We start from the raw sequence: 24,618 nt of genomic DNA, 5'->3' as shown, positions 1-24,618 counted from the left end.
GGATGCGCATGACAGCAAACCTCAGCCTGGCAGCTATCGCCATGGCGGCGGCAATTCCGGCCACGCCGGGCATGGCGCAGTCGGTGCCTGCCGCGTTCAACACATGCCGTGCCTGCCACAGCGTGGACAAAGGCGGCAAGAACGGCGTCGGCCCCAATCTGAACGGCGTTGCGGGCAGACCTGCGGCATCGGTGGCCGGGTTCAACTACTCGCCCGCACTCAAGGGTTCGAAGCTGCGTTGGGACGATCAAAGCCTCGATGCCTTCCTGACAGCACCGACCAAGAAAGTGCCCGGCACGCGCATGCCGATCGCCACTCCCGATCCGGCCAAGCGGGCCGCGATCATCGCTTATCTCAAAACCCTGAAATGATCGGAAAATCTGAAGTGGCAAGGCAAAAGCCCATGCGGGGTCCGGCGGTTTTCCTGGCGCAGTTCATGGGCGATGCCCCTTTCGACACTTTGGACAATGCGGCGCGGTGGATGGCCGAGGCCGGTTACAAGGGCATTCAGGTGCCCAGCAACGATCCCCGCTGCATGGATCTCGTCCTGGCTGCGGAAAGCCAGGATTATTGCGACGAACTGACCGGGCGCTGCCGGGAGGCAGGGGTCGAGATCACGGAACTGTCCACCCATCTGCAGGGCCAGCTGGTGGCCGTTCACCCCGCTTACGATGCGGCGTTCGACAATTTCGCTCCGGCCGAATTGCGCGGCCGGCCGGCCGAGCGGCAGGCCTGGGCTGTGGATCAACTGAAGCTGGCGGCCAAGGCCAGCCGCCGTCTGGGGCTGACTTCGCATGCGACCTTTTCCGGGGCGCTGGCCTGGCCCTTCGTCTATCCCTGGCCCCAGCGCCCTGCCGGACTGGTGGAGGAAGCCTTCGCGGAACTGGGCCGACGCTGGCGGCCGATCCTGGATGCCTTCGACGCGGAAGGTGTCGATCTCTGCTACGAACTGCATCCCGGCGAAGACCTGCACGACGGCCTGACCTTCGAGCGGTTCCTGGACGCGGTCGGCGATCATCCTCGCGCCAATATTCTCTACGACCCGAGCCATTTCGTGCTTCAGGCGATGGACTACCTCCAGTTCATCGACATCTATCATGACCGCATCAAGATGTTCCATGTGAAGGATGCGGAGTTCAATCCCACCGGACGGGCGGGCGTGTACGGGGGCTATGCCGACTGGGTCGATCGCCCCGGCCGCTTCCGTTCGCTGGGCGACGGCCAGGTCGACTTTACCGGCATTTTCTCGCGCCTGACCCAGTATGGATACGAAGGCTGGGCCGTGCTGGAATGGGAATGCTGCCTCAAGCATCCCGAAGACGGCGCGCGCGAAGGCGCGCCTTTCATCGAGGCGCACATGATCCGCAGGCCGGAACGGGCATTCGACGATTTCGCAGGAGGCGGAGACCCCGCCAACAATCGCCGCTGGTTGGGCCTGACCTGACGGAGCGGCAAGCACGAACCCGATAACAGAAATCAGACGGGGACAGGGAAGAGGAGCGGGCATGACGGGCATAAACCGGCAAAGGCTATTCTGGCTGAGCGTTCTGGCGCTCTTCACCGCGTCGATGAGCGCATCCCTGCGCGCCGCGGTGGCGAGCAGCCTGAAAGGGGAGTGGATCGATCCCATCGCGCCGATCGCGGCGGGAGAAATGATCGGTGCGGCGCTCGGCTCCGCTTTCCTCGGCTTTTCCATCACCGTGTTCGTCGTCAGCGCCGTGCTGGACAGGGTGGGCATCCGCCGCGTCCTGATCGGCTGCGGGGTGGCCTTCCTGATCGGCACCTCGCTGATCGTAAGCGCGGGCCTGTTCGCCACCGGCATGGCCATCTATCATCTGGTCTGGCTGGGCATGTTGCTGAGCGGCATCGGCTGGGGCTTTGCCGAAGCCTCGATCAATCCGCTGACGGCGCGGCTCTATCCCGAAGACACGACCCATCGCCTGAACGTACTGCACGCGTGGTATCCGGGCGGATTGATCGTCGGCGGACTTGCAGGCGTGTTCCTGGCGCCGCTGATGCCCTGGCAGGCGATCATGGCGCTGGTCTATCTGCCTGCCATCGGCGTGATCCTGATTGGCGCGACGACCCGGTTTCCCGATCCTCCTGCGGCAACCGGCGACCGGGCGATGAAGGACATGATGCTGGAAGTCGTCCGCCGTCCCAGCTTCTTCGTCTGGTTCGGAGCCATGTTCCTCACCGCCTCCTCCGAACTGGCGCCCGGCCAGTGGATCGACGTTGCGCTCAGCAACCGGGTGGGGATGCGGGGCATCCTGCTGCTCGTCTACGTCAGCGCGCTGATGTTCGTGTTCCGCCATTTCGCCGGGCGGATCGCGGGCCGCCTGTCCAATCCCGGCCTGCTCTGGATGTCGAGCCTCCTTGCCGCGATCGGCCTGTTCCTGCTTTCGCAGGCCCAGTCACCGGTTTCCGCGATCATGGCTTCGACGGTCTGGGGCCTGGGCGTTTGCGCCATGTGGCCGACGATGCTGGCGTCCGTCGCCGAACGCTATCCGCGCGGCGACTCCTGGGCGCTGGGTCTGGTCGGATCGGCCGGCGCGCTGGCCAGCTTCTTCGTGCTGCCGCGCCTTGGCGAAATGTTCGATCAGGCGAAAGTCGAGATTGCGGGCGGGCCGGAAGCCTTCACACGGTTGAGCGGCGCCGCGCTGCGCGCCGTGGAAGATGCCGCAGCGTCCCAGTCGTTCGCCCGGCTGACTTTCGTGCCGCTGGCGCTGCTGCTGGTATTCGGCGCCATCTGGCTGGCCGAACGGCGCGCCGGGCGCCGAACGGATCGCATCGCGGAGGGCGTGGCATGACGATGACGAGGCGCACGGCGATCGCCTCCGGACTGGTCGCGGCGGCAGTTCCGGCGATTTCGGCAGCCGCAGGCACAGGCGGATCGAACGCCGCCCGTTTCTCGCTCGGCTACGCCCCGCATGAAGGCAGCTTCGCCAGCCGGGGCGGCCTGCTGGAACAGATCGCCTTCGCAGCCGACCAGGGTTTCCGCGCCTGGGAGGACAACGAGGCGCGCAAGCGGCCGGTCGAACAACAGGAAGCCATGGCCCGCGCGCTTTCGCAGCGCGGGATGACCATGGGCGTCTTCGTCGCCAGCATGCCGAAGTGGGCCGATTTCCGGCCGGTACTGGGCAGCAACGACGATGCCGACCGGGACGCCTTCCTGGCCGATATCCGAACCTCCGTAGAGGTCGCAAAGCGGCTGGGTGCCCGGCACATGACGGTCGTTACCGGCTTCATGGACCGCAAGGTGCCGGAAGCCATCCAGACCGGGCGGATCATCGATTGCATGCGCCGCGCCGGAGACATAGTCGCGCCGCACGGGCTGACGCTGGTGATGGAGCCGCTCAATACGCGCACCAACCATCCCGGCGTCTTCATGCAGTCCATCGCCCAAGGCTATGCCGTCGCGCGCGGTGCCGACAGTCCGGGCGTCAAGATCCTGGCCGATATCTATCACGAGCAGATCCAGTCCGGGAACCTGATCCCGACGCTGGACGCCTGCTGGGCCGAGATCGGCTATATCCAGTTCGGCGACAATCCCGGCCGCAAGGAACCCGGAACCGGCGAAATCAACTTCGCCAACATCGTGCGCTGGCTGCGCGCCCATAGCTATACCGGCGTGATCGGCATGGAGCATGGCAACTCCGTAGCCGGGCGAGAGGGCGAAGACCGACTGATCGCCGCCTATCGGGCCATCGACAGACCATAAACAGGGAGCGAGAGGATGAAGTACATCCCGATCGGCGTGCTCATGGCGGGAACCATCCTGGCCGGTACGCTCGTTCACGCAGAGGACAAGCCGGGCTTCAGGGACACGCCGATCCTGCCGGGAGGCAACTGGCATGTCCACGATCCCGATCGGCCGGCTCCGCCCGCAGTCGTGCCCGCTGCCGCTTTGGGCGGCGCGCCGTCTGATGCCGTCGTCCTGTTCTCGGGCACTTCGCTCGATGCCTGGCGCGGCGAACGCGGTCCCTGGACTGTGGAGAAGGGCGTGATGACGGTCCCGCCCCGCGCCCAGAGCGGGGGCGAGAACAATCTCGTCACCCGGCAGGAATTCGGCGACGTGCAATTGCATCTCGAATTCCGCTCCCCCAACCCGCCGCAGAAGAGTTCCCAGAACCGCGGCAACAGCGGAATCTGGTTCATGCAGCGCTACGAGGTCCAGATTCTCGACAGCTTTCAAAACCCGACATACGCCGATGGCGCCGTGGGCGCGGTCTATGCGTGGAAGCCGCCGCTGGTTAACCCGTCCCGCCCGCCGGGAGAATGGCAAAGCTACGACATCGTGTTCGAGCGCCCGCGCTTCGATGCGAACGGCGGCCTGCAGCGCCCGGCCTATGTCACGGTGCTGCTGAACGGCGTTCTGGTGCAGAATCATCAGGCCATGCTGGGCACCACGGCATGGCGCAAGGTCGCGCAGTATGAAGCGCATGGCGACAAGGCCCCGATCCAGTTGCAGGATCACGATTCCCCCGTTTCCTTCCGCAACATCTGGGTACGCCCCCTGCCGGAAGAGGCCATCGCACAGGACCTGAAAGGGGCAGCACGATAATGGATCGCAGAAACGCGCTTGCCGGCATGGTCGCCATGTTCGGAGCCCAGCTGTTCGCCCCGCTCGCCCGCGCGGCAGGAATCGCATCGGCAGCCAGCATTCCGGCGATCGATCAGGGCGCTCCCAGCATCCAGGTCTTCACGCCCGAACAACGTGCGCTGATGACCGCGCTGAGCGAACGGATCATCCCGGCGACCGACACCCCCGGCGCCATCGCCGCAGGCGTTCCCCTTTATATCGAGAAGCTGCTGGCCGACTGGGCCTTCGCCGAAGATCGCGACCCGATCCTTTCCGGCCTGGCGGAAATCGATGCACGCAGCCGGCAGGATTACGGGCTGCCCGCGGTGCAGGCCACGCCGGAGCAACAGGACGCGCTGCTGACGCTGGCCATGAACGACCAGCTTCCCGACGGCGTCCTGTTCTTCAAGCCGTTCCGACAGATGGTGGTCGTAGGCTATTACACCTCTGAAATCGGTATCACGCAGGAGCGCGAGTATCTGCCTGTTCCGGGCGAATACAACGGCGCTTTCCCCTATTCACAGGTCAACAAGGTCTATTCCGCATGATCATGAACCGTCGTTCCGTGATGCTGGGTGCCGGCGGCCTCGCCGCGCTCGCAAGCCAGCCCTTCCTCGCCGGCCTCGCTCGCGCCGCGCAGCTGCGCAGCATCGGGCTGCAACTCTACACCGTGCGCGAACTCTTCGCCGCCGATCCGGTCGCCACGCTCGAAACGGTCGCGAAGATCGGCTATCGCGAAGTCGAATATGGCGGCGGCGGTTACGATACCATGGACCACGCGCTGCTTCGCAGGACCATGGACAGGCTCGGCCTGAAGAGCCCTTCGATCCATGTCGGCTATGACGCGCTGATGGACAATTTCGACGCCAGCCTGACCATGGCCAGAACGCTGGGCGCCGACACGATCGTCTTGCCCTACATGGTCGACAAGCACCGCAACGGCCCCGCCTGGGACGCCGCAACCGCCAATATCAACCGCATCGGCGAAAAACTGAAAGCGGCGGGTCTGGGCTTCGCCTATCACAACCACGACTTCGAATTCACCGTCAAACCGGACGGCATCAGCCTGTTCGACCGGCTGGTAAAGGCCTGCAATCCCGCGCACGTCAAGATCGAGCTCGATCTCTACTGGGCCATCTATGCGGGGCAGGATCCGCAGGCGCTGATCCGCAGCCTTGCCGGACGTGTCTATGCCTATCATGTGAAGGATATGCGCGCGGACCGGAGCATGACATCCGTCGGCGCCGGAACGATCGACTTCGCCAGCATCTTCAAGCTGAACGGGCTTGCCGGAGCACGGCATTTCTATGTCGAGAACGATCAGTCCCCCGCGCCATACCTGCCCGACATCACCCAGAGCTTCCGAACGCTCAGCGCCCTGCGCTTCTGACCATCGACGGCGGAAAGGATCACCATGGCTTCAACGGACAGCTTCGATGCAATCGTCATCGGCTCGGGCATCAGCGGCGGCTGGGCCGCAAAGGAACTGACCGAAAAGGGACTGCGGGTGCTGATGCTCGATCGCGGCCACATGGTCGAGCACGGCGAAGGCTACGCTTACGACGGCAAGCCTGCCTATGAGGTGCCCGCTCGCAACATCATGCCGGACGGGCTGAGGGAGAGCGATTATTTCATCGCCCAGCATGGCTATGTCGCCCCCAGCAACCAGGCCTTCTACAACAATGACCGGCTGAACCCCTACGATTACGAGGAGGGCAGCAAGTTCTACTGGATTCGTCCGGCGGCAGTCGGCGGCAAGTCGCTGATATGGGGCCGTTGGAGCTTCCGATGGAGCGCAGCCGATTTCGAGGCGAACAAGCGCGACGGCATCGGCGGCGAATGGCCCATCGGCTATGACGATCTCGCGCCCTGGTACACCTATGTCGAAAAGTACATCGGCGTATCGGGATCGCGCGAAAATCTCGACTATCTGCCGGACAGCGAATTCCAGCCGCCGATGCCGATGAACATCGCCGAGAAATGGATGAAACAGCGGCTGGAAACCGCATTCCCCGGCCGCAAGATGATCAACGCCCGCCTGTCCAACATGACCGAGGACAAGCCCGAGCAGAACCGCTCCAAATGCCAGTTGCGCAACCAGTGCAGCAACGGCTGCTCCTTCGGCGCCTATTTCTCGACACAGGCGGTCACCCTGCCTGCCGCACGCGCGACCGGCCGGTTGACGCTGCGCTCGGATGCGGTTGTCACCAACCTGGAATACGATCCGGCCAGCAGGAAAGTCACCGGCGTCCGTTTCGTAGATGCCAAGACCGGGCTGGCGGAAGTGGTGCGCGCCAGGATCGTCTTCCTGAACGCCTCGACGCTCGGTTCGGTGCAGATTCTCATGAATTCGCGTGCCCAGGGCAGCGAACGCAGCCATTTCGACACCAGCGGCACGTTGGGCCGCTATGTGATGGACCATATCTTCCGTGTCGGCGTGAAGGGTGACATTCCCGGCATGGAGGAGTTCATCGAATATGGCCGCCGCCCCGGCGCCATCTATGTCCCGCGCTTTCGCAACAACGGCCGGGACGAAGACCTCGGGTTCCGGCGCGGCTACGGCTATCAGGGCGGCGCCTATCGCGAACCGTCCAAGCCGGTCGGCTTCGGCGCGTCGATGAAAGAAGGGATGCGCCGTTACAGCGGGTGGAAGTTCCAGATGGGGGCTTTTGGCGAATGCCTGCCCTACGAGGACAATCGGGTTACCTTGAACCCGAACAAGGTGGACCGCTTCGGCATTCCGCTGATGCAGTTCAACGTGACATTCCGCGACAACGAACTGCGCATGATGGCCGACGCGCGCGAGCAGGGCGAAAAGATGCTGCGGGCCGCCGGACTGAAGAACGTCGAGAGCAAGGTCAAGGAACACGTTCCGGGCGATGCCATTCACGAGATGGGCGGTGCGCGCATGGGCAACGACCCGCGAACCTCGGTGCTCAACAAGTGGAGCCAGGCGCATGACGCCTCGAACCTCTTCGTCACGGACGGTGCGCAGATGGCGTCGATTTCCTGCGTCAACCCATCCCTGACGTTCATGGCCCTGACCGCACGGGCGGTGGATCATGCCGTGAAAGGGCTCAAGGCCGGCACGATCTGACAGGCACGCCCAGTTGCCGTTTTCCGGCGCTATCACGGCGCTCGAAACACGCTATCAGGAGGGATGGGAACGAAGACCTGATGGCAAGACGAAACGAGAATGGTGTAACGATCCGCGCCGTCGCGCAGCGCGCGGGCGTATCCGCGATGACGGTATCCAATGTCCTCAACGGCGCCGGCCGGGCCAGTGCGGCCACCGTGGAGACAGTTCGGGCGGCGATTGCGGAGTTGGGTTATGTCCCCAATCTGGCCGCCCGGCGACTGGCCAAGGCGCGGGCCACCACGGTCGGCCTGCTTTACAGCAACCGGCGCACGCCCTTCCTGGATGCGGTGCTGGTAGGCGCCTTGCGCGCGACCAATGCCCATGGCCTCCAGTTGATCCTGCGCGACGGCGACGGCGTTCGCCGCGACGAGGCCGAACGCCTGGCACAGGATCTCGTCCGCTCCGGCGCCGACGCGCTGTTGCTCATCCCGCCGTTTGCCGAACAATTGAGCGGATCGGAAATCCTCCCGGCTCTGGGCGTCCCCCTCGCCGCCATCGCGACCGGCACCGCGATGCAAGACGTCACCACCGTCAGGATCGACAACCGGGCGGCGATGTTCTCCATCACGCAGCAGGTCATCGCGCATGGCCACCGCCGCATTGCCTATGTCGCCGGTCCCGATCACTACAGCGTGGTGGCGGCCCGCCTCGACGGATTCCGGGCGGCTCTGCAGCAGGCCGGCCTTCCCGACGAGGCCGACCTGATCGTGCGGCATGGGGAGTTCGACTATGAAGCGGGCAAAGCGGCGGGGCAGAGGCTTCTCTCCGGCAAGGACCGCCCGACCGCGATCATTTGCAGCAGCGACGACCTCGCCGCCGGCGTGATCGCGCAGGCCCATCATCTCGGGCTGCAATTGCCTGCGGATCTGACGGTCACCGGTTTCGACGACACCATTCTGGCATCGCGGATCTGGCCGCCGCTGACGGTCGTGCGCCAGCCGGTCGAGGACATGGCCTTTCGCGCCGCCCAATGCCTGATCGCCGCGCTTGGAAAGGCGGAAACCGGCGTGAGCGACGAGGTTTTCGATCACGAGATCATGCAGCGCCAATCCATCGCATGTTCGCCCGCGCAATGATCTCCATCGCACCGCACATTCACAGTTCACCACTTGCAGGGGAAGCTGCACCATGGAAGCAAGCAGACGGGAATTGGCGGCGATGATCGCATTGGGTAGCGCAGGCATTGCCGTTTCGTCGGCAAAAGCGGAAACGCCGTCTGCGAAGCCCGCCCTGGTCCACCACGTGTTCTTCTGGCTGAAACGCCCCGGATCGCAAGCGGACCGCGAACAGCTCATTGCGGGCCTTCGCACGTTGCGGGGCATTCCCGTTATCCGTGGACTGGAAATCGGAATTCCCGCCGAAACGGAAAACCGCGACGTCGTGGACTCCAGCTACGACGTGTCGGAACTGATGTTCTTCGATAGCGTGCAGGATCAGAAGACCTACCAGGATCACCCGATCCACCGGGACTTCGTGAAATCCTGCGAACACCTTTGGGCCAGGGTCGTCGTCTACGATATGGCTATCGTTCCAGGATAGCCATATCGCAGCATGGGTGCGTTCCGCACACCTATCGCCGGAAGCGCTCCGGTTGCGTCAGATCGTTCCCGCCTTGAGGAACTCGGCAGCATGATGCGCCGCCCGCGCCGACAGCGCCATGTAAGTAAGCGAAGGGTTCTGACAGCCGCTTGAAGCCATCGCCGATCCATCAGTGATGAACAGGTTCGGGACATCGTGCGCCTGATTGTACTTGTTCAGAACGGACCGCCGCGGGTCCTTGCCCATGCAGGCCGTGCCCATCTCGTGAATTCCAAGCCCGGGCACTCCCGGTTCGGAAGCCGCGCTCACCACCATGCCGCCGGCCGCCTCGATCATCGCCTTGCCATCAGTGATGATCTGCTCCGCCATCTTGTGCTCGTTCTCGCCAAGCGCGCAGGAAACGTGGACTGTCGGGATGCCCCATTGATCGACCTTGTTGGCGTTGAGGGTGACCCGGTTTTCGGGGTTGGGCAGCATTTCTCCGAAGCCTGAAATAAAGACCATCCATGGCCCCAGTTTCCGGGCCTTTGCCTTCAGATCCGCGCCGATCGCGCCCGCCGTAGCCCTGCTTCCCCCGGTCCTCATGGCGCCGCCCTGATAGCCATAGCCGCGCAGGAACGGCGCATCTTCGCTGACATTGCGATAGCGCGGGATGTAAAGCCCGGTAGGCCGCCTGCCAAAGTAATAGCTGTCCGGGCCCTTGGGCAGGATTCCCGCAACGGAGAGCGCGTAGAGATGGTCCATCAGGTTACGGCCCACCATGTCGGACGAATTCGCCAGACCGTTGGGCATCGCTTCGGATTTCGAATTGAGCAGGATCTGGGCCGTGCCGATCGTGGAGGCACAACCGAAGATCACCTTGGCTTCGTAAGTCCTGCCCGCCTTGGAATGCGCATCGATTACCCGCACCCCGGTCGCCTTGCCGGTCTTCGGGTCGTAGACGATCGAGTGGACGATCGCATCGGTCACTATGGTCAGGTTTCCGGTCTGCTCGGCTGCGGGCAGCGAGGAGCTGAGACTGGAATGATAGGCCCCGTAGCTGCAACCGCGTTCACAGAACGAGCGGACCTGGCAGCTCGACCGGCCCAGCGCCTCGTGATGAGGCTGCGCCTTTGAGAGGTTCGCCACCCGCCCGGGGATCACCTTGCGTCCGGGAAACTTGCCCTCGATCGCCTGCTTGAACATCACCTCGGCATCATTGAGATCGAACGGCGGCAGGAACTCTCCATCGGGAAGCTGCGCAAGGCCTTCGCGCGATCCCGCCACGCCGATGAACTTCTCGATATGATCGTACCAGGGGGCGAGATCATCGTATCGTATCGGCCAGTCCGAACCGTGGCCATCCCGCGCATTCGCCTCGAAATCCATCGGCGAGAGCCGGTAGGACTGACGGCCCCACATGATCGACCGTCCGCCCAGATGATAACCGCGGATCCAGCTGAACGGCTTGTCCTCAGGCGTGGTGTAAGGGTGCTCGCTGTCCTTGACCCAATATTGCTGGGTTGCCGAAGTCATGGCGTAGCATTGGCTCTGGACCGGATAATCACGGGCCAGTTCCTCCTCCGGGACCATGCCTGCATTGGGCAAGTCCCACGGCTGCATCCAGTCCGTGTAGGATTCCCCGCCGTGCTCCAGCTTGCGGCCGCGTTCCAGAACGAGGGTCTTGAGGCCGCGTTCGCACAGTTCCTTGGCGGCGATGCCGCCGCTCATTCCCGATCCGATAACGATTGCGTCGAACATGATGCTCACCTTTTCAGAACAGGCCGCCGCCGGCGGGGCGGGTATCGGGCGTAACGGGGATCGAGGGTTTCCACTCACCCGGCGTATGGACGTAGGACAGTTCCAGCGTCAGCGCGGGTTCCGAGAGGTAGTACAGCAGTATGATGAGGTCCCTGAGCTTGCCGTACCCCGGATTGACGTAGGCCGGGCCGCCCATCATGGCCGCTACGCCGGAGAGCTTCCTGGTCGGGTCGATCCTGAGCGCTTCGGCTTCATGCGCTTTCAGCAGATCGAGGCGCTGCGCAGGTGTCAGCGCGGAGAATGGCCTGGCGTGCGATGTCTTCGCCAATTCATCCACTTCCTTCAGGGCACGGATCAGGTCCTGCCGCCGTTCAGGCGCCGCCCAATTGGTCAGCAGGCCGTCGAAAAGAGCGGGAACTTTCACATCGACCGCGCCGGGCGTATCCGTGCGCGGGATTATCGTGTCGGCAACCGCCGACAGCACCATGAAACTGTCCGGATCGAGAGCAGGCTTGCCCGCTTCCGCTTGCTCGGCAAGCGCCGGCCAGGAGAACCCGGTCACGGTACTGGCGCCGGCAAGTGCCAGCAACTTCTCGATCAGGCTGCGCCGATCGAGCGTCATCGGATCTGTCATGGTGTTCTCCTGAAGGAGCGGGACGGAATGGTACGGGATGAAGGCGTCACGCGGCCTGCTCCCAGCAATTCTGGATGAAGCTATAGCCATCGCGGCAAACCTGCTCGGGAGATGCGAAGAAATCGCGCCAGACCCGTGTGGCCGCTGCGAGTTCGGGGACGCCCCGCCCGAATGCCTCGATCGTCAGCCACTGATCGTATCCGGCGCCGCGCAGGGCCGCGATCGTCTCGCGGATCGGCGCGTGGCCCTGTCCGGGAGTGCCGCGGTCGTTCTCCGATATATGGACGTGCGTGAGATGGCCCGAGGCATGAAGGGCAACCAGCGCGGCAACAGGATCCGTTTCCTCGATATTCGCATGAAACGTGTCGAACAGGATGCCCATCCGCCCCTCGCCCACGCGCTCGCAGTAGGCAATCGCCTGCTCGCAGGTGTTGAGCAAGTGCGCCTCGAAGCGGTTGAGCGGTTCTAGCGCCGGGGTAATTCCCGCTTGCACCATCACCGGCAAGACGCGCCGGTGGACCTCGGCGCAGCGTTCGAGTTCGATCTCGCTCGGGCGTTCCCCCGTGAACAGGCCAAGCGGCTGGAACCAGGGGCCCGCCAATACGGTGCCGCCAAGCGCGTGCGTACAATCGATAACCCGAAGCAGATGGTCCTCCGCCGCCTTCCGGTGCGAGCGTTCGGCCGAAATCGGATTGTGCGAAGCATCCGGCATGATCGCCACGGCCGTGCGTTCAAGACCGAGATCATCAAGCGTTTGCGCGACCCCGCGATAATGCCCGGCATCCGACACATCGAAGACAGGCACTTCAACACCGTCGAAACCGATCTCGCCGATCGTTTCCAGGACCGGGGTGTGCTCGCTGGTAACGTGACCGGTCCAGAGCAGAAGATTGATACCGACTTTCATCGCGGCAAGGCCTTTCGCTTGCGCGGGGAAACCCACCCGGCGCCGCGGTACCCCACAGCGCCGACGATCTTGCCCTCACCCATGCGCTTCACCGGCCCGCATTCCGATCGGGCGAGCAGCCTTCGCCCTCAAGCCTGAGCGCCCAGCGAACAGCGCCGGCGAGCAACCGGCTGTACTCCGGCTCGCGGAATGCCGCCGCGGTGTGACCGCCTGCCGTGTAGAGAACCCGGCCCTTGCCGACGCAGCGCCACCACGCGATCGGATGATCCTTGCCCATGGCGAGTTTCTGGCCGAACATTCCCTTCTGGACGTAGGTATTCTCATCAAGCGTCGCGAGAATGTGAATTCCCGGCCGACGGGGCGACTTGTCGAAAGAGTACCATTCGTCCGTGCGCTCCAGCGTCTCGCCAAGCTGGCGCGTCGCGGGGTGCGAACGGTCCTCGATCCGCATCGTCGCCTTCTGGAACTGGGGATCCATGGGATGCCCGATGAAGCGGGTGCCGATGATATCGTTGACGTACCAGTCCCAGGCCTTGTGTGAATCGTCCCCTGCCGCGTGAATGCCGACCCAGCCGCCTCCATTTTCGATGAACGACTTGAACGCCGCCCGCTGTTCGGTCGTGAAAACGTCCCCGCTCGTATTGTTGAAGATCACCGCATCGAAGCGCGAAAGGATTGCCGGCGAAAAGGTGGCGCCGTTCTCGGTCTGGAAATAGCCCCAGCCATTGTCCTTGGCGAGCTTCCGGAACATCGCGTTTGCGGCCGGGATGGCTTCCTCATGGCGGAATCCGTTGGTCTTGGAGAAGACGAGTATGGCCGGATGCGCGATCTCTGCCGGGAGAGGAGGGGGCGTCGTTTCATAGATCTTCACCCCGCCCAGAAACACGCGCTGGACGGTATCCCAGTTCCGATACGCTCCGATGGCGAGCACGGCGAGGAAAGCGAGAAATATCCAAAGCAGGACCTTGAGGATTTTACGCAGCATGACCTGTTGTTCTCTCCCGAACACGATAAGTTTTTTATATTCAACGACAGACTAGATCTTTGAAATGGCTTCCAGCAAGATGTTCATCCTGACCCCCGAGGCTTTTTCTCCAGGCCCCGCCAAGAGGTGGTCGAAGTTCAAGTTTGTCCAGGTCAGGCCGGGAACCGTCAACGCAGGCAAATCCGAAATCGACGCAAGCAGCCCCGGGGTTCATCGCGACGGACAGATCGCAGCCAAACTTGCTTGCGTAGGATGCGATATTGCCGTGGCAGGCCTGCCAGCACTGGCGAAACACGCCGGCCCTCCTCCGGCGAGAGGGCCTGAGCCGCTATCAAACGGAAAATCACACCCGTAGCCGGCACGACAACGGCCCGCCGGATCGCGCACCCGGCCGCTGCGGCCCGCTGCGATGCGTTCATGCCATACTCTCCCATACACGCCTTTGTGACGTGCAAGCCCTTCGTGCCGACATGCTTCGGCATCTTTGAATATTTTGTATCGCAGGAGAGACCTCCCGCCTGCATGCCATAATGTACCAAGCGTATTTTACTGAAAGCCGATTTTGGATCGCCAGGACGATATATCCTGTGGGCGGTTAGGCCCTTCTCCGGCATGTCCAGCCTCACCGCATCGTAGCGGCGCATCTTCAGACGTCCAGAGAACCGCCGGTTCCGGCACCTGCAAGCAGCGCGGTGCCGCGCCCTTCGGCGGATCGGATCGCACCGGATCGGCGGCGGAATCGTCCGCACGAAGTCTCAGGATATCGGCGCCACCACTTCGCGGGGGAACCCTGCCGCAAGATGATCGATCAGCGCGCGCACGGCTGGAGGCAATCCCCGCCGTGTCGTGAAGACCAGATGCACGATTCCCTGAAGCCCGCGCCAGGCAGGCAGCACATGGACAAGCTTGCCGGCGAGTAGTGCTTCACGGCAGACATGGTCGGGCAGGATCGCGATGCCGAGTCCGTCAATGGCCGCGTTGCGCACCGCGGCCATGTCGGTGCAGCCCATTCGGGGCTCGACCCGGATGACATGTTTGCTGCCGTCCTCGGTCTCCAGATGCCATTCGAGATCGTCTGCTGCATCATCGGTCGCCAATGTCGGAAGTTTCGCCAGTTGGGCCACTTCCGTAACCTGGCTTGCCAATTGAGGACAGGCAACGAGGATACGGGTAGATCGCCCGAGCGACCGCATGGTGAGGGCAGCATCGCTGGTCAGTGCCGCGCGCACCCGCAGGGCCACGTCGATCCGCTCTTCGATCAGGTCCACTGCGCGGTCCGTTGCCACGAGCTGCAACCGCACCCTGGGATAGCGGGCGAGGAAAGAGGATATCAGCCCCGATATCGGCTCGACCATGCCGGTGGGGCAACTGAAGCGGATCCGGCCATGAGGTTCCGCCTGCGCCTGCAAGACCAGTGCCTCGGCCTGCTCCGCCTCAGCCAATATGGCCCGGCAACGCTCATAGAAAGCGAGGCCCGTATCCGTCACGCGGAAACGCCGGCTCGATCGCTCGATCAGGCGGAGGCCGAGGCGTTCCTCCAGCCCGGCGATGCGGCGGCTCAGCTTGGACTTGGGCTCCCGCAGTGCGCGCCCCGCCGCCGCAAAGCCGCCATGGGCCACCACCTCGGCAAAATAGGCATAGTCATTCAAATCGATCCGCATCAGCGTTCCTCCAGCGGAACGCTAAGTGCCATATATGCTGACTACACGCATCATCGTTCTGAAGGCATCTCGTAAGGGCAACGGCGCTTCGCCGAAACCCGAAGGAGAAAGACGATGACGGACAAGTTCAACAACAAGGTGGTGGTCGTAACCGGCGGCACGAGCGGCATCGGGCTGGCGACGGCAAAGGCTTTCGCGGAAGCGGGCGCCTCGGTCTTTATCACCGGACGGCGGCAGGAGACGCTCGATGCTGCCGTAACGGCGATCGGTGGCCGCGTCACGGGCGTGCAGGGCGACATGGCCAAGCTCGCTGACATCGACCGGCTCTATGATGCCGTCCAGCAGAAGCATGCGCAGATCGACGTCGTGTTCGCCAATGCGGGCGGCGGCGAGATGCTTGCCCTGGGTTCGATCACCGAGGAGCATTATCAGAGCACTTTCGACACCAATGTGAAGGGCGTCCTGTTCACGGTCCAGAAGGCGTTGCCGCTCTTGAAGGACGGGGCCTCGATCATCCTGACAAGTTCGACCACCAGCATATCGGGCACGCCTGCCTTCAGCGTCTATTCCGCGACCAAGGCGGCGGTACGCAACTTCGCCCGCAACTGGATTCTCGACCTCAAGGATAGGCACATCCGCGTAAACGCCATCAGCCCCGGCGTCACGGACACCGCCGGCCTCGATCATCTTTTCGGCGGCGGCGAGCAGGCGCAGGGGACAAAGGACTATCTCGCCAGCCTCATCCCGGCAGGCCGCGTCGGCCAGCCCGAGGAGATCGCCAAGGCCGTGCTGTTCCTCGCCTCGGAAGACGCCAGCTTCGTCAACGGCGTGGAACTCTTTGTCGATGGCGGTCAGGTGCAGATCTGATCGTCGATCTCAAACGCCGGATGGACTGTCGCCGCGCGCGGCAGATCATCCGGCCGGAGAGACGAGGAAACCATACGGGCCGCAATCTGGAAGGAAGAATGGGGGGCTGAATCGCCAGATTGGAGTTGGCGGCAGTAACGGCGAAACGCCTTAGCGCTGGTGTAACCAAGACAGTCCTCTGCCGCGGGCCTCTTCCCGTATCATCGCGATGAACCGGCGCAGGGCCTCAGGTTGCTGGCGCCGGCCTGGATAATAGATGTGAAACGCCTCGCCCGGCGATGACCAGTGCGGGAGAACTTCCCGCAACTGTCCGGCCTCGACCAGTCCGGCCACCCGTTCGCGCAAGCAATAGGCGATGCCGCCGTGATTGCGCGCGACGTCTATCGCCAGTGCGCTTTCATCGACGACCACGGACCAGGCGAGGTTGAGCGTGCGGGCCGTCTTTCCGGTGCCGAGTTCCCAATGGTACATGGCCCCTGTTCCGGTTCGCATGCCGATGCAGCGGTGATTGTGCAGGTCATCAGGGCTTTCCGGTTCCCCGGCCGCTTCGAGATAGTCGGGTGAGGCGACCATGATCCATAGCAGCGGGGATCCGAGCGGCATGGCGATCATGTCCTCGGGAACGCGGTCGCCAAACCGGATCCCGGCGTCGAATCCTTCGCCGACGATATCGACCATGGCGTCCTGCACCACGATTTGAAGGTCCACATCGGGATGCTCTGCGTTGTATCGTGCGACGACCGGCCCGAGCAGTAGCCTTGCCGCATCGCTCAAGGCATTGATCCGCAGACGTCCGGCCGGGCTCGCACGATAGCGATTGAGCGCTTCGACGCCTGCGCCGATCGCTGCGAAGCCGGTTTCCAGCTGAACAAGAAGTTCCTCACCCGCCTGTGTCAGCGTCACGCTGCGCGCATTGCGATTGATGAGGCGCACGCCAAGTCGCGTTTCCAGGCCACGCAAAGCGTGGCTGAGCGCCGAGGCGGACACGTCCATCTCAAGCGCGGCCTTGCGGAAGCCACCATGGCGCGCAAGCTCCATGAATACCTTGAGATCGCCCAGATCGGATCGCGACAAGTTTATCAATGCAAACTCCCGGACACGAGCCGGCAGGCGCCGGTCATCGCTGAATATGAGCAAAATCGAACGCTGCGTTGAACTCTATCAGGGCATCCCTGGCCCTGCCAGCCCGCTAGAGAGGCTCAGACAAGCCAAGCCGCCGGCCCCGCCCCGCACCTGGAAGAGCTGCTCTTCCGGGCGCTCTCCGATCGCAATTCCTGTCGTGAAAACCCATGAGCCAATCCTCCAGACCATCCACTCCTCATGGCCCTGCCCTCGCCCAGATCGCATTGGGCTTCGGAGGCCTTTTCATCGGCACCGGCGAATTTGCCGCGATGGGCCTGCTTCCCGGCATGGCCAACACCGCACAGGTCTCGATCCCCGAGGCCGGACACTTCATCAGTGCCTATGCGCTGGGCGTCGTCATAGGATCGCCCGCGCTGGCCGTGGTAACGGCCCGGATGGAGAAGCGGTCACTTTTGATGCTCCTCGGACTCATCGTCCTGGCCGGCAATGCCCTCAGCGCCTGTGCCTCCAGCTTCTGGGGGCTGGCCGCCGCGCGCTTCGCCGCGGGTCTGCCCCATGGCGCCTACTACGGCACCGCCTCGATCGTCGCAGCTGCGCTCGTCCCCAGGGAACAACGCGCTCAAGCCATCGGACGGGTCATGCTGGGGCTGGCAGCTGCGAACCTGATCGGCGTACCGCTCACGACCTGGCTGGGGCAGGCTTTTGGCTGGCAATCGACTTTCGCGCTCGTTGCGCTCGGTGGCCTGGCCCTCGTGGGTCTCCTCCGCGTGGCACTCCCCCACATCCCGGCACAGGATGGCGCCAGCCCGCTAGGTGAACTCTCGGCTTTCACGAGCGTGCAGGTCTGGCTGACGCTGGCGACGGCCACCATCGGATTTGGCGGCATGTTCGCAGTCTACAGCTATATCTCGCCCACGCTTACCGAAGCGACAGGCATCGCGGAGGGCAGTGTGCCACTGTTCCTCGCCCTCTGGGGTCTTGGCATGTGCCTGGGCAACGTCGCGGGTGGCTGGATGGCAGACCGCGCGCTGATCCCGGCCATCTTCGCGATCATGGTCTGGAATGCCATCACTCTCGCGCTTTTCTGGTTCGCGGTCTCCAGCCCGCTGATGACCGGGGCTTCGCTGTTCCTCATCGGGATCGGCTTCGCACTCGTCCCCGCGCTGCAATCGCGATTGATGGAAGTCGCCCCCAAGGCCCAGTCGCTCGCCGCCGCGATGAACCATTCCGCCTTCAACCTTTCCAACGCGATCGGGGCTTGGACGGGCGGCGTTGCCATTGCCGCAGGCCTTGGCTGGGCCTCTACCGGACCGGTCGGAGCCAGTCTCGCCCTTGGGGGGCTAACGATGATGTGCCTTTCCGCCGCTCTGGCCGCACGATCCTCCCACCGGCGTGCAGCGCCGCGATAACTGGAGCCGCACAGGGCATCTGCGAAGCCACGGCGCGGTACTCTGAGATCAACAGTTGCCATCCCCCTGCAAGAGCACCTTTTTGTACCCACAATATCTGACGGAGCAGGATCCGTGCATCATCACGTGATCCAGCTTGAAATGGTCTCAAAGCGCCACGCGCCATCTTCCAGCCAGAACAGGATTGTGCCACCGGCCCAACCGCTCGAACAGATCGCGTAGCCGCGCGACTTTTCCCGGTTCATGACCAGTGCGGGCAGTTCGATGAGACGGAAATCGGGCGAACGGCGTTGCAGGGCCTCTTCGCCTTTCGCACCGTAGACCAGTACCGGCATCGGCAATTGCACCATGCACGCGAGGTCTGCAGGACGCCCCTTGACGAACAGCGGCCACTTCTCGCCGCTGGAAACGCGCGAGATTCCGGAAAACAACGGGGCGTTGGGAGCGCGATCGATAGGCTCGCGGATCGCCGCCTCATCGATGCCGGTGAGCATCAGTAGTACCTTTCGGCGTACGGTTGTCACCGGATCGGTAGCACTCTGGTTGCAGGTGGTCGCATCCGAGCCTACCACGAAGGGTGCCTCATCGGCGTGCACGTCTATGCCAAGGTGCGCAGCAACGAGATCGGAAACACCGTCGCCATTGCTGTCTTTGGTCAGCACATCGATCGGAATATCAAGCCACAGGTTCGCCTCCTTTCGCAAGGTCCGCAGGCCCACCCGCGGATAGGTAATGCTGCTCGACCTGCACGCCTGGGCGTTCTACCTGCAGGGCCTATGCTGCATGTTGTCCATCACCCTGGTTACGCTGTCGAAACCGAGCGCACGGGTACTTTCCCGCATGACAAGTATGCGCTGGTCATGCGGGCGCTGGGGGGAAGCGGAGTGGCAATGACGGTCCATGCGCCCGAAGTCATGCCGCGGGAATGGCTCGAGGCTGTCCACGACCCGGCTTATGTTGAGGAAGTCATCGATTGCGCGGTGCCAGCGGCCAAGCAGCGCCGGATTGGCTTTACGATCGACGAGCGGATTTCCCGGCGATCGCAGCTCTCCCCCGGTGGAACGTGGCTCGCGGCGAAGCTGGCGCTGGAGCACGGGTATGCTGGAAATTCCGCTGGCGGCAGTCACCATGCCCTGGTCGATACCGGCGCGGGCTATTGCGTGTTCAATGACTTGGTACTCGCCGCCAACCGGCTGATCGAGGAAGGTGACGTCTCGCGCATCCTGATCCTCGATCTCGATGTGCATCAGGGCGATGGCACTGCGGCCCTCACCGCAGGGCGCAGCGACATCTTCACGCTCTCCATTCATGCCGAGAAAAACTTCCCCACACGCAAGGCGCGCTCTTCACTCGATATCGGACTTCCCGATGCAACGGGCGATGCGGGCTATCTGGACGCGCTGTCGGGATCGCTGCCCATGGTCCTCGATTATTTCGGACCGGAACTGATCTTGCTGCAGGCCGGCGTCGATGCCCATACGGACGACAAGCTTGGGCGCCTGTCCTTGACGGACAAAGGCCTCGCGGACCGCGATCGCTTTGTGGCGACGGAGGCGAAGCGGCGCGGCATTCCTTTGGCGAGCACACTGGGCGGTGGTTACGGCACGGACCGCGAAGCCGTGGCCTTGCGGCACGCGCGCACGATCCTCGCCCTTTTCGCGACCATAAGTGTGCGTGATGCCGCGTGATAGCTCGAGGTTGGTTACTGGGCTCCGGCCCTCTCGGCATTGAGCCGCTCGGCGAGCTGCTGGATCTCGTCGGGATTGAGAATCCAGGTTCGAGTCTTGCGGCCTTCGCGGAACACGGGGCGCGTCAGCAGGATGCGCGCCTGCTCTTTGGCAAATGGCTTGAAGATCGAAAAGTGCATCACGCATTCGAGCATCGATCCGATTACCGGCGTCTTGCCGTCCAGATCGATCAGCGTCGCGGGCTGATCCCAGGGAATGTTCATCATAGCGCGCGCCTATCGCGGGTTGGGGCTTATCTCAATGCCACAAATGTTGCGGTGGCCCTCATCGGCTATGTCCAGCGCCACGATCTCCGCCGAGACTCATAATGGCCAGCTTCCCGATTTTCGATGAGGCGCTGTTCCGAGCGCGGACAACCGAGATCGGCAGGGCAATGCCCTGTTTGGATCACAGTTTAAATCGGGATTTTGAGTGAGTTATACTCACGTTGGTTGCGGGGGCCGAATTCCTCCGCTGTAGAACCCGGTTCCGATTAACTGCCAATGCCCGCGTCACGCCTCAGGCATAAAATCAGCCGTCAACGTTAACTGCTCTCATGCTGCAAGGCGACGCCCATCAATGTCATGCCAACTGATCTGCCCCCTTCTGAGTGGCCCAAAATCTGTTTTAGATTTGGCCACGAAGGAGGACTTGAATGGCGAGGAAGCACAAGCCGGAAGAGATCATCGGCAAGCTGCGTGAAGCGGAGATCGTGCTGGCGCAGGGCGGAACGGTGGCGGATGCGTGTCGCCGGATCGGCGTCACCGAGCAGAGCTACTACCGCTGGCGCAAGGAGTATGGCGGCCTGAAGATGGACCAGGCTCGGCGCATGAAAGAGCTTGAGAAGGAAAACGCCCGGTTGCGGCGGGCGGTGTCAGATCTGACGCTGGACAAGTTGATCCTACAGGAGGCCTCGCGGGGAAACTTCTGAGCCCCGCGCGCCGCAGGCGCTGTATCGATCATATCCGGGGCATGATGCCGGTGTCCGAGCGGCGGGTCTGCCGCGTGCTCGGGCAACATCGATCGACGCAGCGCAAAACGCCGCGTGGGGCGGATGACGAAGCAGCCCTGACCGAGGATATCATCGCGCTTGCCCGGCAGTATGGCCGCTATGGCTATCGCCGGGTGACGGCCTTGCTGCGTGATGCGGGTTGGCATGTGAACCGCAAACGGGTGGAGCGCATCTGGCGCCGTGAAGGGCTCAAGGTGCCGCAGAAGCAACCGAAGCGTGGAAGGCTCTGGCTGAACGACGGATCATGTATCCGCCTGCGGCCGGAATATCCGGGCCATGTGTGGTCTTACGACTTCGTCGAGGGACGCACACATGATGGCCGCAAGTTCCGCATCCTGTCGATCATCGACGAGGCCAGCCGCGAGTGCCTCGCCCTACCCATCGCGCGACGGCTGCGCAGCGAGGACGTGCTGGCGGCTCTCGCCGAGTTGTTCGTCATACGGGGGCCGCCGGCGCACATACGGTCAGACAATGGCCCTGAATTTATCGCCAATGCCGTGCAGCAATGGCTGGCGAAGATCGGCTTGAAGACGCTCTACATTACACCCGGCAGCCCATGGGAAAATGGCTACTGTGAGTCCTTCAACGGCTCGATGCGCGACGAGCTCTTGAACGGGGAGATCTTCTACACCCTGGCCGAAGCTCGGATCCTGATCGAGGGCTGGCGCAGACACTACAACACCGTCAGGCCTCATAGTTCGCTGGGGTATCGACCGCCGGCCCCGGAGACGGCAACGGCGCCATGGCTGCCCTCCGGTTCCGCTACGCTGCACCTACGGCCAGCCATGGCGCCGGAGGCAATCTTACACTAACAAACAACCCGGACCACTCGGTGGGGGCCGGTCAATCGGCCGATATCTGGGCTTCTATAACGCCCGGAGACCTCACTCGAGCCTCGGTGGGCGTCCGCCCGATCAAACCTACTTTGACAATCTGCCACAGGCCGTGGCAGCGTGAATTGGCCGCGACTTGCGGGGCGTCACTCCGGCCGGGCTACGCCCGACCTCAATGACGCCCCGCAGGCGGCAGCTTGAACAACCAACCCGCAGACGATCCACTTATCAAACGTCAAAGGCTGTTCAGACGAGCCGGGCCACTTCTGCGTCAGCCGGTTGAGGTATGTCTGACACTTGGGTGCCGTTCACTCGAGTTCCGCTCTTCAACGAGCGAGTGAAACGTCCAAATCGCTTAAATTAGATTTGCTGCACAGTGAATATTGCCAATCGGTCGAATATTCGGCATAATGGCCTTATTCACTGGTGGCCGAATATGCGTGATTTTGGGTACGATGAACAGGAGCTGGTCGAGGAACTCTGTAGCGCCATAGCGGCGTTGCCGGGGGCTTCCGCGCATCCGCGCATGAACCAGCCTCGATCGGGCAGCCGATATGAGCCTGATGGTCTGCTCGATGTTCACATCAATCAAAGCGACCTTGCCATCGTCGTTGAAGCCAAGCGCGAGCTTTTCCCCAGGGACGTGCGTCAGCAGATTTGGCTATTACGGGACTATCTCGACGGCATGGATGGGCCGGCTGAGAAGGTGGCGATGCTCGTCGCCGGCGCAGTCTCGAGGGGTGCCCGCGAGATCCTCCAGCAAGAGAAGATCGGCTATTTCGATCCGGGTGGCTCACTCTTCATCCCTTCGACAAGCGCTTATGTCTTGATCGATCGCCCTCCACCGAAGAAGGCGGTGCGCATGTTCGGGGCGATCTTCCAAGGACAGCGCGCACGTGTCGTCCAAGCGGTGATCGAGGCGGCTCCGAACTGGGTGAGCGTGAAGGATTTGGCGGAAGCCACGGGCGTCTCGGCGGCTACGACGTCTGAAACGCTCACCGAGATGGAGCGTCGTGACTGGCTGGAGGTCGATGGTGCTGGGCCCGCCAAGACCCGCCGCCTGCGCGAGCGCGCCCTGGTTCTGGACGAGTGGGCGCGTCTGATTGCGGCCCAAAAGCCACCACAGATAGAGCGATACTATGTTCCTGCGAACGACGCGGGCGAGATTGCGCGTCGGCTCGAGGACGCCTGTCGCGACGCGGGCGCGCAATATGCCATTACGGCTGAGGCTGCGGCGCAGGTCTATGCGCCTTATCTTTCGTCGATCTCGCAGCTGAAATGCCGCCTCCAGGCGGGGCGGGTTCAGCATGATGTGCTCTCGCGCCTCGATGCGCGATCCGTGTCGGAGGGTTGGAATTTCGGCGTGATCGCTGAGGTGGGCAAGCATGACGTTGCTGTGGGCGAGCGGCTCAATGGGATCGCCTACGCGCCTATTGTCCAGATATACCTCGATCTCCTCCAGGGTTCGGGTCGCGCCAGCGAAATGGCCGATCATTTCCGTTCAGAACGACTGTCAGGATAATGACCAAACCAAAGACCATGTCCGCCTATGACGGCGGTGTCACCGAGGCGTGCGAGCGCGTACTCGTCACTCTCCTTCGCGGGTTCGGACCATGGAAAGAGTCGGTCTTTCTCGTTGGCGGGCTGACGCCTCGCTATCTCGTCGCGGCACGCCCGCCGGAAGTGCCTCGGCATGCGGGCACGGGAGACGTGGATGTCGTCGTCGATGTGGCGATCCTCACCGACACCGAAGCCTACAGTACGCTGGAGGAGAACCTCAAAGCGATGGGGTTCGAGCGCGGCACTAACGAGAAGGGAGTGAAAGTCTCATGGCGCTGGGAAGCGCGGCTCGAGACGGGCGCGACGATGATCCTCGAATTCCTGGCCGAGCATCCCGAACTCGGGGGAGGGCAGGTCAAGGTACTACCCACCGACGGCAACGTCTCCGCGCTCAATATCCCGCACGCCTCGATGGTGTTCGACCTGCACGATGAGACCGAACTGACGGCCGAGTTGCTCGATGGAGAAGGGCTCGCAACCGAGACGGTCCGGTACGCAAATATCGTCAGCTTCACCTGTCTTAAGGCATTCGCCTTCGATCATCGCAACGCTCGAAAGGACGCACACGATCTCGTCTATTGCCTCGAGCACCATCCGGGAGGCCTAGATGCCGCAATCGGGGTGTTCAAGGAAGCGCTGGCTGGGCCGCATGCCGAGGCAGTGAGGGAGGCCCTCTCGAAGCTCAAGATCCGTTTCATCCACGATGATCCTGGTCAGTCCTACCGCAGGGACGGGCCGGTCGCGGTTGCCCGCTTTGAGGATAATGACGCCGACGCGGCAGGTAATGAAGAGGTGCAGAACCTCCGCATCCTCCGACAACGCCGAGTAGCAGATCTGATGACGAAGTTTCTTGCCGCTTTGGAAGCGTAGGGGTGACCGGCGTGCAACTCATCCACTTGGAAAGGGGCTGAACCCATGGCGCCTGTGACCAAGGCGCGAT

At 63.0% G+C, this 24,618-nt stretch carries 24 protein-coding genes; 16 read left to right on the top strand and 8 right to left on the bottom strand.

Annotated features, from left to right (window positions below; genetic code table 11):
* The first annotated feature begins 8 nt into the window (after positions 1–8).
* The 10 genes from U9J33_RS22085 (at position 9) to U9J33_RS22040 (ending at position 9,260) form a co-directional block, all read left to right on the top strand.
* On the top strand, positions 9–371 hold the full coding sequence (locus U9J33_RS22085) for a c-type cytochrome (RefSeq protein ID WP_186000067.1): 363 nt from the start codon (positions 9–11) through the stop codon (positions 369–371).
* Positions 372–403: 32 nt separating this feature from the next.
* On the top strand, positions 404–1,444 hold the full coding sequence (locus U9J33_RS22080) for a sugar phosphate isomerase/epimerase family protein (protein WP_185999235.1): 1,041 nt from the start codon (positions 404–406) through the stop codon (positions 1,442–1,444).
* Positions 1,445–1,505: 61 nt separating this feature from the next.
* Positions 1,506–2,810: an MFS transporter gene (locus U9J33_RS22075; protein ID WP_054438086.1), complete on the top strand. Its 1,305-nt coding sequence runs from the start codon at positions 1,506–1,508 to the stop codon at positions 2,808–2,810.
* Complete coding sequence (locus U9J33_RS22070) at positions 2,807–3,721, top strand: hydroxypyruvate isomerase family protein (RefSeq protein ID WP_185999234.1); 915 nt, start codon at positions 2,807–2,809, stop codon at positions 3,719–3,721. The genes U9J33_RS22075 and U9J33_RS22070 overlap by 4 nt, the downstream gene beginning before the upstream one ends.
* Before the next feature lie 15 nt (positions 3,722–3,736).
* Positions 3,737–4,564 (top strand): 3-keto-disaccharide hydrolase, encoded by an 828-nt coding sequence (locus U9J33_RS22065; protein WP_054438090.1) that lies wholly within the window; start codon positions 3,737–3,739, stop codon positions 4,562–4,564.
* Positions 4,561–5,130, top strand: coding sequence for a gluconate 2-dehydrogenase subunit 3 family protein (locus tag U9J33_RS22060; RefSeq protein WP_054438093.1), 570 nt, complete (start codon positions 4,561–4,563; stop codon positions 5,128–5,130). Before U9J33_RS22065 ends, U9J33_RS22060 begins: the two co-directional genes overlap by 4 nt.
* Positions 5,127–5,972, top strand: coding sequence for a sugar phosphate isomerase/epimerase family protein (locus U9J33_RS22055; RefSeq protein WP_054438095.1), 846 nt, complete (start codon positions 5,127–5,129; stop codon positions 5,970–5,972). Before U9J33_RS22060 ends, U9J33_RS22055 begins: the two co-directional genes overlap by 4 nt.
* Before the next feature lie 24 nt (positions 5,973–5,996).
* Positions 5,997–7,679 (top strand): GMC family oxidoreductase, encoded by a 1,683-nt coding sequence (locus tag U9J33_RS22050; protein ID WP_185999233.1) that lies wholly within the window; start codon positions 5,997–5,999, stop codon positions 7,677–7,679.
* An 80-nt stretch (positions 7,680–7,759) separates the two neighbouring features.
* Positions 7,760–8,797, top strand: coding sequence for a LacI family DNA-binding transcriptional regulator (locus U9J33_RS22045; RefSeq protein ID WP_185999232.1), 1,038 nt, complete (start codon positions 7,760–7,762; stop codon positions 8,795–8,797).
* Positions 8,798–8,879: 82 nt separating this feature from the next.
* Positions 8,880–9,260: a Dabb family protein gene (locus U9J33_RS22040; protein WP_186000066.1), complete on the top strand. Its 381-nt coding sequence runs from the start codon at positions 8,880–8,882 to the stop codon at positions 9,258–9,260.
* 57 nt (positions 9,261–9,317) lie between these two features.
* On the opposite strand, the gene U9J33_RS22035 is transcribed toward U9J33_RS22040, so the two are convergent.
* The 5 genes from U9J33_RS22035 to U9J33_RS22015 all read right to left on the bottom strand — a co-directional run bounded on the left by U9J33_RS22035 (position 9,318) and on the right by U9J33_RS22015 (position 15,187).
* Positions 9,318–11,000 (bottom strand): GMC oxidoreductase, encoded by a 1,683-nt coding sequence (locus U9J33_RS22035; RefSeq protein ID WP_185999231.1) that lies wholly within the window; start codon positions 10,998–11,000, stop codon positions 9,318–9,320.
* Between the two features lie 13 nt (positions 11,001–11,013).
* Positions 11,014–11,634, bottom strand: a complete 621-nt coding sequence (locus U9J33_RS22030) for a gluconate 2-dehydrogenase subunit 3 family protein (RefSeq protein ID WP_185999230.1) — start codon at positions 11,632–11,634, stop codon at positions 11,014–11,016.
* A 46-nt stretch (positions 11,635–11,680) separates the two neighbouring features.
* Positions 11,681–12,541: a sugar phosphate isomerase/epimerase family protein gene (locus U9J33_RS22025; protein WP_185999229.1), complete on the bottom strand. Its 861-nt coding sequence runs from the start codon at positions 12,539–12,541 to the stop codon at positions 11,681–11,683.
* 88 nt (positions 12,542–12,629) lie between these two features.
* Positions 12,630–13,526 (bottom strand): ThuA domain-containing protein, encoded by an 897-nt coding sequence (locus U9J33_RS22020; protein WP_185999228.1) that lies wholly within the window; start codon positions 13,524–13,526, stop codon positions 12,630–12,632.
* 755 nt (positions 13,527–14,281) lie between these two features.
* The gene (locus U9J33_RS22015; protein ID WP_185999227.1) at positions 14,282–15,187 is read right to left on the bottom strand and encodes a LysR family transcriptional regulator; all 906 of its coding nucleotides are present in this window, start codon (positions 15,185–15,187) and stop codon (positions 14,282–14,284) included.
* A gap of 114 nt (positions 15,188–15,301) precedes the next feature.
* Between U9J33_RS22015 and U9J33_RS22010 the strand changes: the two genes are divergently transcribed.
* Positions 15,302–16,054, top strand: a complete 753-nt coding sequence (locus U9J33_RS22010) for an SDR family NAD(P)-dependent oxidoreductase (RefSeq protein ID WP_185999226.1) — start codon at positions 15,302–15,304, stop codon at positions 16,052–16,054.
* Between the two features lie 150 nt (positions 16,055–16,204).
* Here U9J33_RS22010 and U9J33_RS22005 read toward each other — a convergent pair whose 3' ends face one another.
* The gene (locus U9J33_RS22005; RefSeq protein WP_221937260.1) at positions 16,205–17,128 is read right to left on the bottom strand and encodes a LysR family transcriptional regulator; all 924 of its coding nucleotides are present in this window, start codon (positions 17,126–17,128) and stop codon (positions 16,205–16,207) included.
* A gap of 215 nt (positions 17,129–17,343) precedes the next feature.
* Between U9J33_RS22005 and U9J33_RS22000 the strand changes: the two genes are divergently transcribed.
* Positions 17,344–18,546: an MFS transporter gene (locus tag U9J33_RS22000; RefSeq protein WP_132469748.1), complete on the top strand. Its 1,203-nt coding sequence runs from the start codon at positions 17,344–17,346 to the stop codon at positions 18,544–18,546.
* Between the two features lie 122 nt (positions 18,547–18,668).
* On the opposite strand, the gene U9J33_RS21995 is transcribed toward U9J33_RS22000, so the two are convergent.
* Complete coding sequence (locus U9J33_RS21995; RefSeq protein ID WP_054438112.1) at positions 18,669–19,265, bottom strand: hypothetical protein; 597 nt, start codon at positions 19,263–19,265, stop codon at positions 18,669–18,671.
* Between the two features lie 57 nt (positions 19,266–19,322).
* Between U9J33_RS21995 and U9J33_RS21990 the strand changes: the two genes are divergently transcribed.
* Positions 19,323–20,234: a histone deacetylase gene (locus tag U9J33_RS21990; protein ID WP_054438114.1), complete on the top strand. Its 912-nt coding sequence runs from the start codon at positions 19,323–19,325 to the stop codon at positions 20,232–20,234.
* Positions 20,235–20,248: 14 nt separating this feature from the next.
* Here U9J33_RS21990 and U9J33_RS21985 read toward each other — a convergent pair whose 3' ends face one another.
* Positions 20,249–20,500, bottom strand: coding sequence for a hypothetical protein (locus U9J33_RS21985; protein ID WP_054438117.1), 252 nt, complete (start codon positions 20,498–20,500; stop codon positions 20,249–20,251).
* A 428-nt stretch (positions 20,501–20,928) separates the two neighbouring features.
* Between U9J33_RS21985 and U9J33_RS21980 the strand changes: the two genes are divergently transcribed.
* From U9J33_RS21980 to U9J33_RS21970, 3 genes are all read left to right on the top strand, one after another.
* A protein-coding gene (locus U9J33_RS21980) for an IS3 family transposase (RefSeq protein WP_324699176.1) occupies positions 20,929–22,097 on the top strand; the annotation gives its coding sequence in 2 pieces (ribosomal slippage) (positions 20,929–21,190 and positions 21,190–22,097; 1,170 coding nt in all).
* Between the two features lie 397 nt (positions 22,098–22,494).
* The gene (locus U9J33_RS21975; protein ID WP_231635912.1) at positions 22,495–23,640 is read left to right on the top strand and encodes a MarR family transcriptional regulator; all 1,146 of its coding nucleotides are present in this window, start codon (positions 22,495–22,497) and stop codon (positions 23,638–23,640) included.
* Positions 23,640–24,548 carry a hypothetical protein gene (locus tag U9J33_RS21970; RefSeq protein WP_054438123.1) on the top strand — a complete coding sequence of 303 codons (909 nt, stop codon included), beginning with the start codon at positions 23,640–23,642 and terminating at the stop codon, positions 24,546–24,548. The genes U9J33_RS21975 and U9J33_RS21970 overlap by 1 nt, the downstream gene beginning before the upstream one ends.
* The last annotated feature ends 70 nt before the right edge of the window (positions 24,549–24,618 follow it).

It is taken from the genome of Novosphingobium sp. RL4, assembly GCF_035658495.1.
GTDB lineage: Bacteria > Pseudomonadota > Alphaproteobacteria > Sphingomonadales > Sphingomonadaceae > Novosphingobium.
The sequence above is the reverse complement of the archived record's forward strand: the minus strand, read 5'-3'. Positions and strand labels throughout refer to the sequence as shown.

What these genes read in the sequence shown, in the direction of transcription:
- U9J33_RS22055 (WP_054438095.1), top strand. Translation starts at nt 5,127, where the DNA reads ATGATCATGAACCGTCGTTCCGTGATGCTGGGTGCCGGCGGCCTCGCC.
- U9J33_RS22080 (WP_185999235.1), top strand. Translation starts at nt 404, where the DNA reads ATGCGGGGTCCGGCGGTTTTCCTGGCGCAGTTCATGGGCGATGCCCCT.
- U9J33_RS22050 (WP_185999233.1), top strand. Translation starts at nt 5,997, where the DNA reads ATGGCTTCAACGGACAGCTTCGATGCAATCGTCATCGGCTCGGGCATC.
- U9J33_RS22000 (WP_132469748.1), top strand. Translation starts at nt 17,344, where the DNA reads ATGAGCCAATCCTCCAGACCATCCACTCCTCATGGCCCTGCCCTCGCC.
- U9J33_RS22015 (WP_185999227.1), bottom strand. Translation starts at nt 15,187, where the DNA reads ATGCGGATCGATTTGAATGACTATGCCTATTTTGCCGAGGTGGTGGCC.
- U9J33_RS22075 (WP_054438086.1), top strand. Translation starts at nt 1,506, where the DNA reads ATGACGGGCATAAACCGGCAAAGGCTATTCTGGCTGAGCGTTCTGGCG.
- U9J33_RS22020 (WP_185999228.1), bottom strand. Translation starts at nt 13,526, where the DNA reads ATGCTGCGTAAAATCCTCAAGGTCCTGCTTTGGATATTTCTCGCTTTC.
- U9J33_RS22070 (WP_185999234.1), top strand. Translation starts at nt 2,807, where the DNA reads ATGACGATGACGAGGCGCACGGCGATCGCCTCCGGACTGGTCGCGGCG.
- U9J33_RS22035 (WP_185999231.1), bottom strand. Translation starts at nt 11,000, where the DNA reads ATGTTCGACGCAATCGTTATCGGATCGGGAATGAGCGGCGGCATCGCC.
- U9J33_RS22085 (WP_186000067.1), top strand. Translation starts at nt 9, where the DNA reads ATGACAGCAAACCTCAGCCTGGCAGCTATCGCCATGGCGGCGGCAATT.
- U9J33_RS22065 (WP_054438090.1), top strand. Translation starts at nt 3,737, where the DNA reads ATGAAGTACATCCCGATCGGCGTGCTCATGGCGGGAACCATCCTGGCC.
- U9J33_RS22030 (WP_185999230.1), bottom strand. Translation starts at nt 11,634, where the DNA reads ATGACAGATCCGATGACGCTCGATCGGCGCAGCCTGATCGAGAAGTTG.
- U9J33_RS22045 (WP_185999232.1), top strand. Translation starts at nt 7,760, where the DNA reads ATGGCAAGACGAAACGAGAATGGTGTAACGATCCGCGCCGTCGCGCAG.
- U9J33_RS21990 (WP_054438114.1), top strand. Translation starts at nt 19,323, where the DNA reads ATGCTGCATGTTGTCCATCACCCTGGTTACGCTGTCGAAACCGAGCGC.
- U9J33_RS21985 (WP_054438117.1), bottom strand. Translation starts at nt 20,500, where the DNA reads ATGATGAACATTCCCTGGGATCAGCCCGCGACGCTGATCGATCTGGAC.
- U9J33_RS22010 (WP_185999226.1), top strand. Translation starts at nt 15,302, where the DNA reads ATGACGGACAAGTTCAACAACAAGGTGGTGGTCGTAACCGGCGGCACG.
- U9J33_RS22040 (WP_186000066.1), top strand. Translation starts at nt 8,880, where the DNA reads ATGATCGCATTGGGTAGCGCAGGCATTGCCGTTTCGTCGGCAAAAGCG.
- U9J33_RS21970 (WP_054438123.1), top strand. Translation starts at nt 23,640, where the DNA reads ATGACCAAACCAAAGACCATGTCCGCCTATGACGGCGGTGTCACCGAG.
- U9J33_RS22025 (WP_185999229.1), bottom strand. Translation starts at nt 12,541, where the DNA reads ATGAAAGTCGGTATCAATCTTCTGCTCTGGACCGGTCACGTTACCAGC.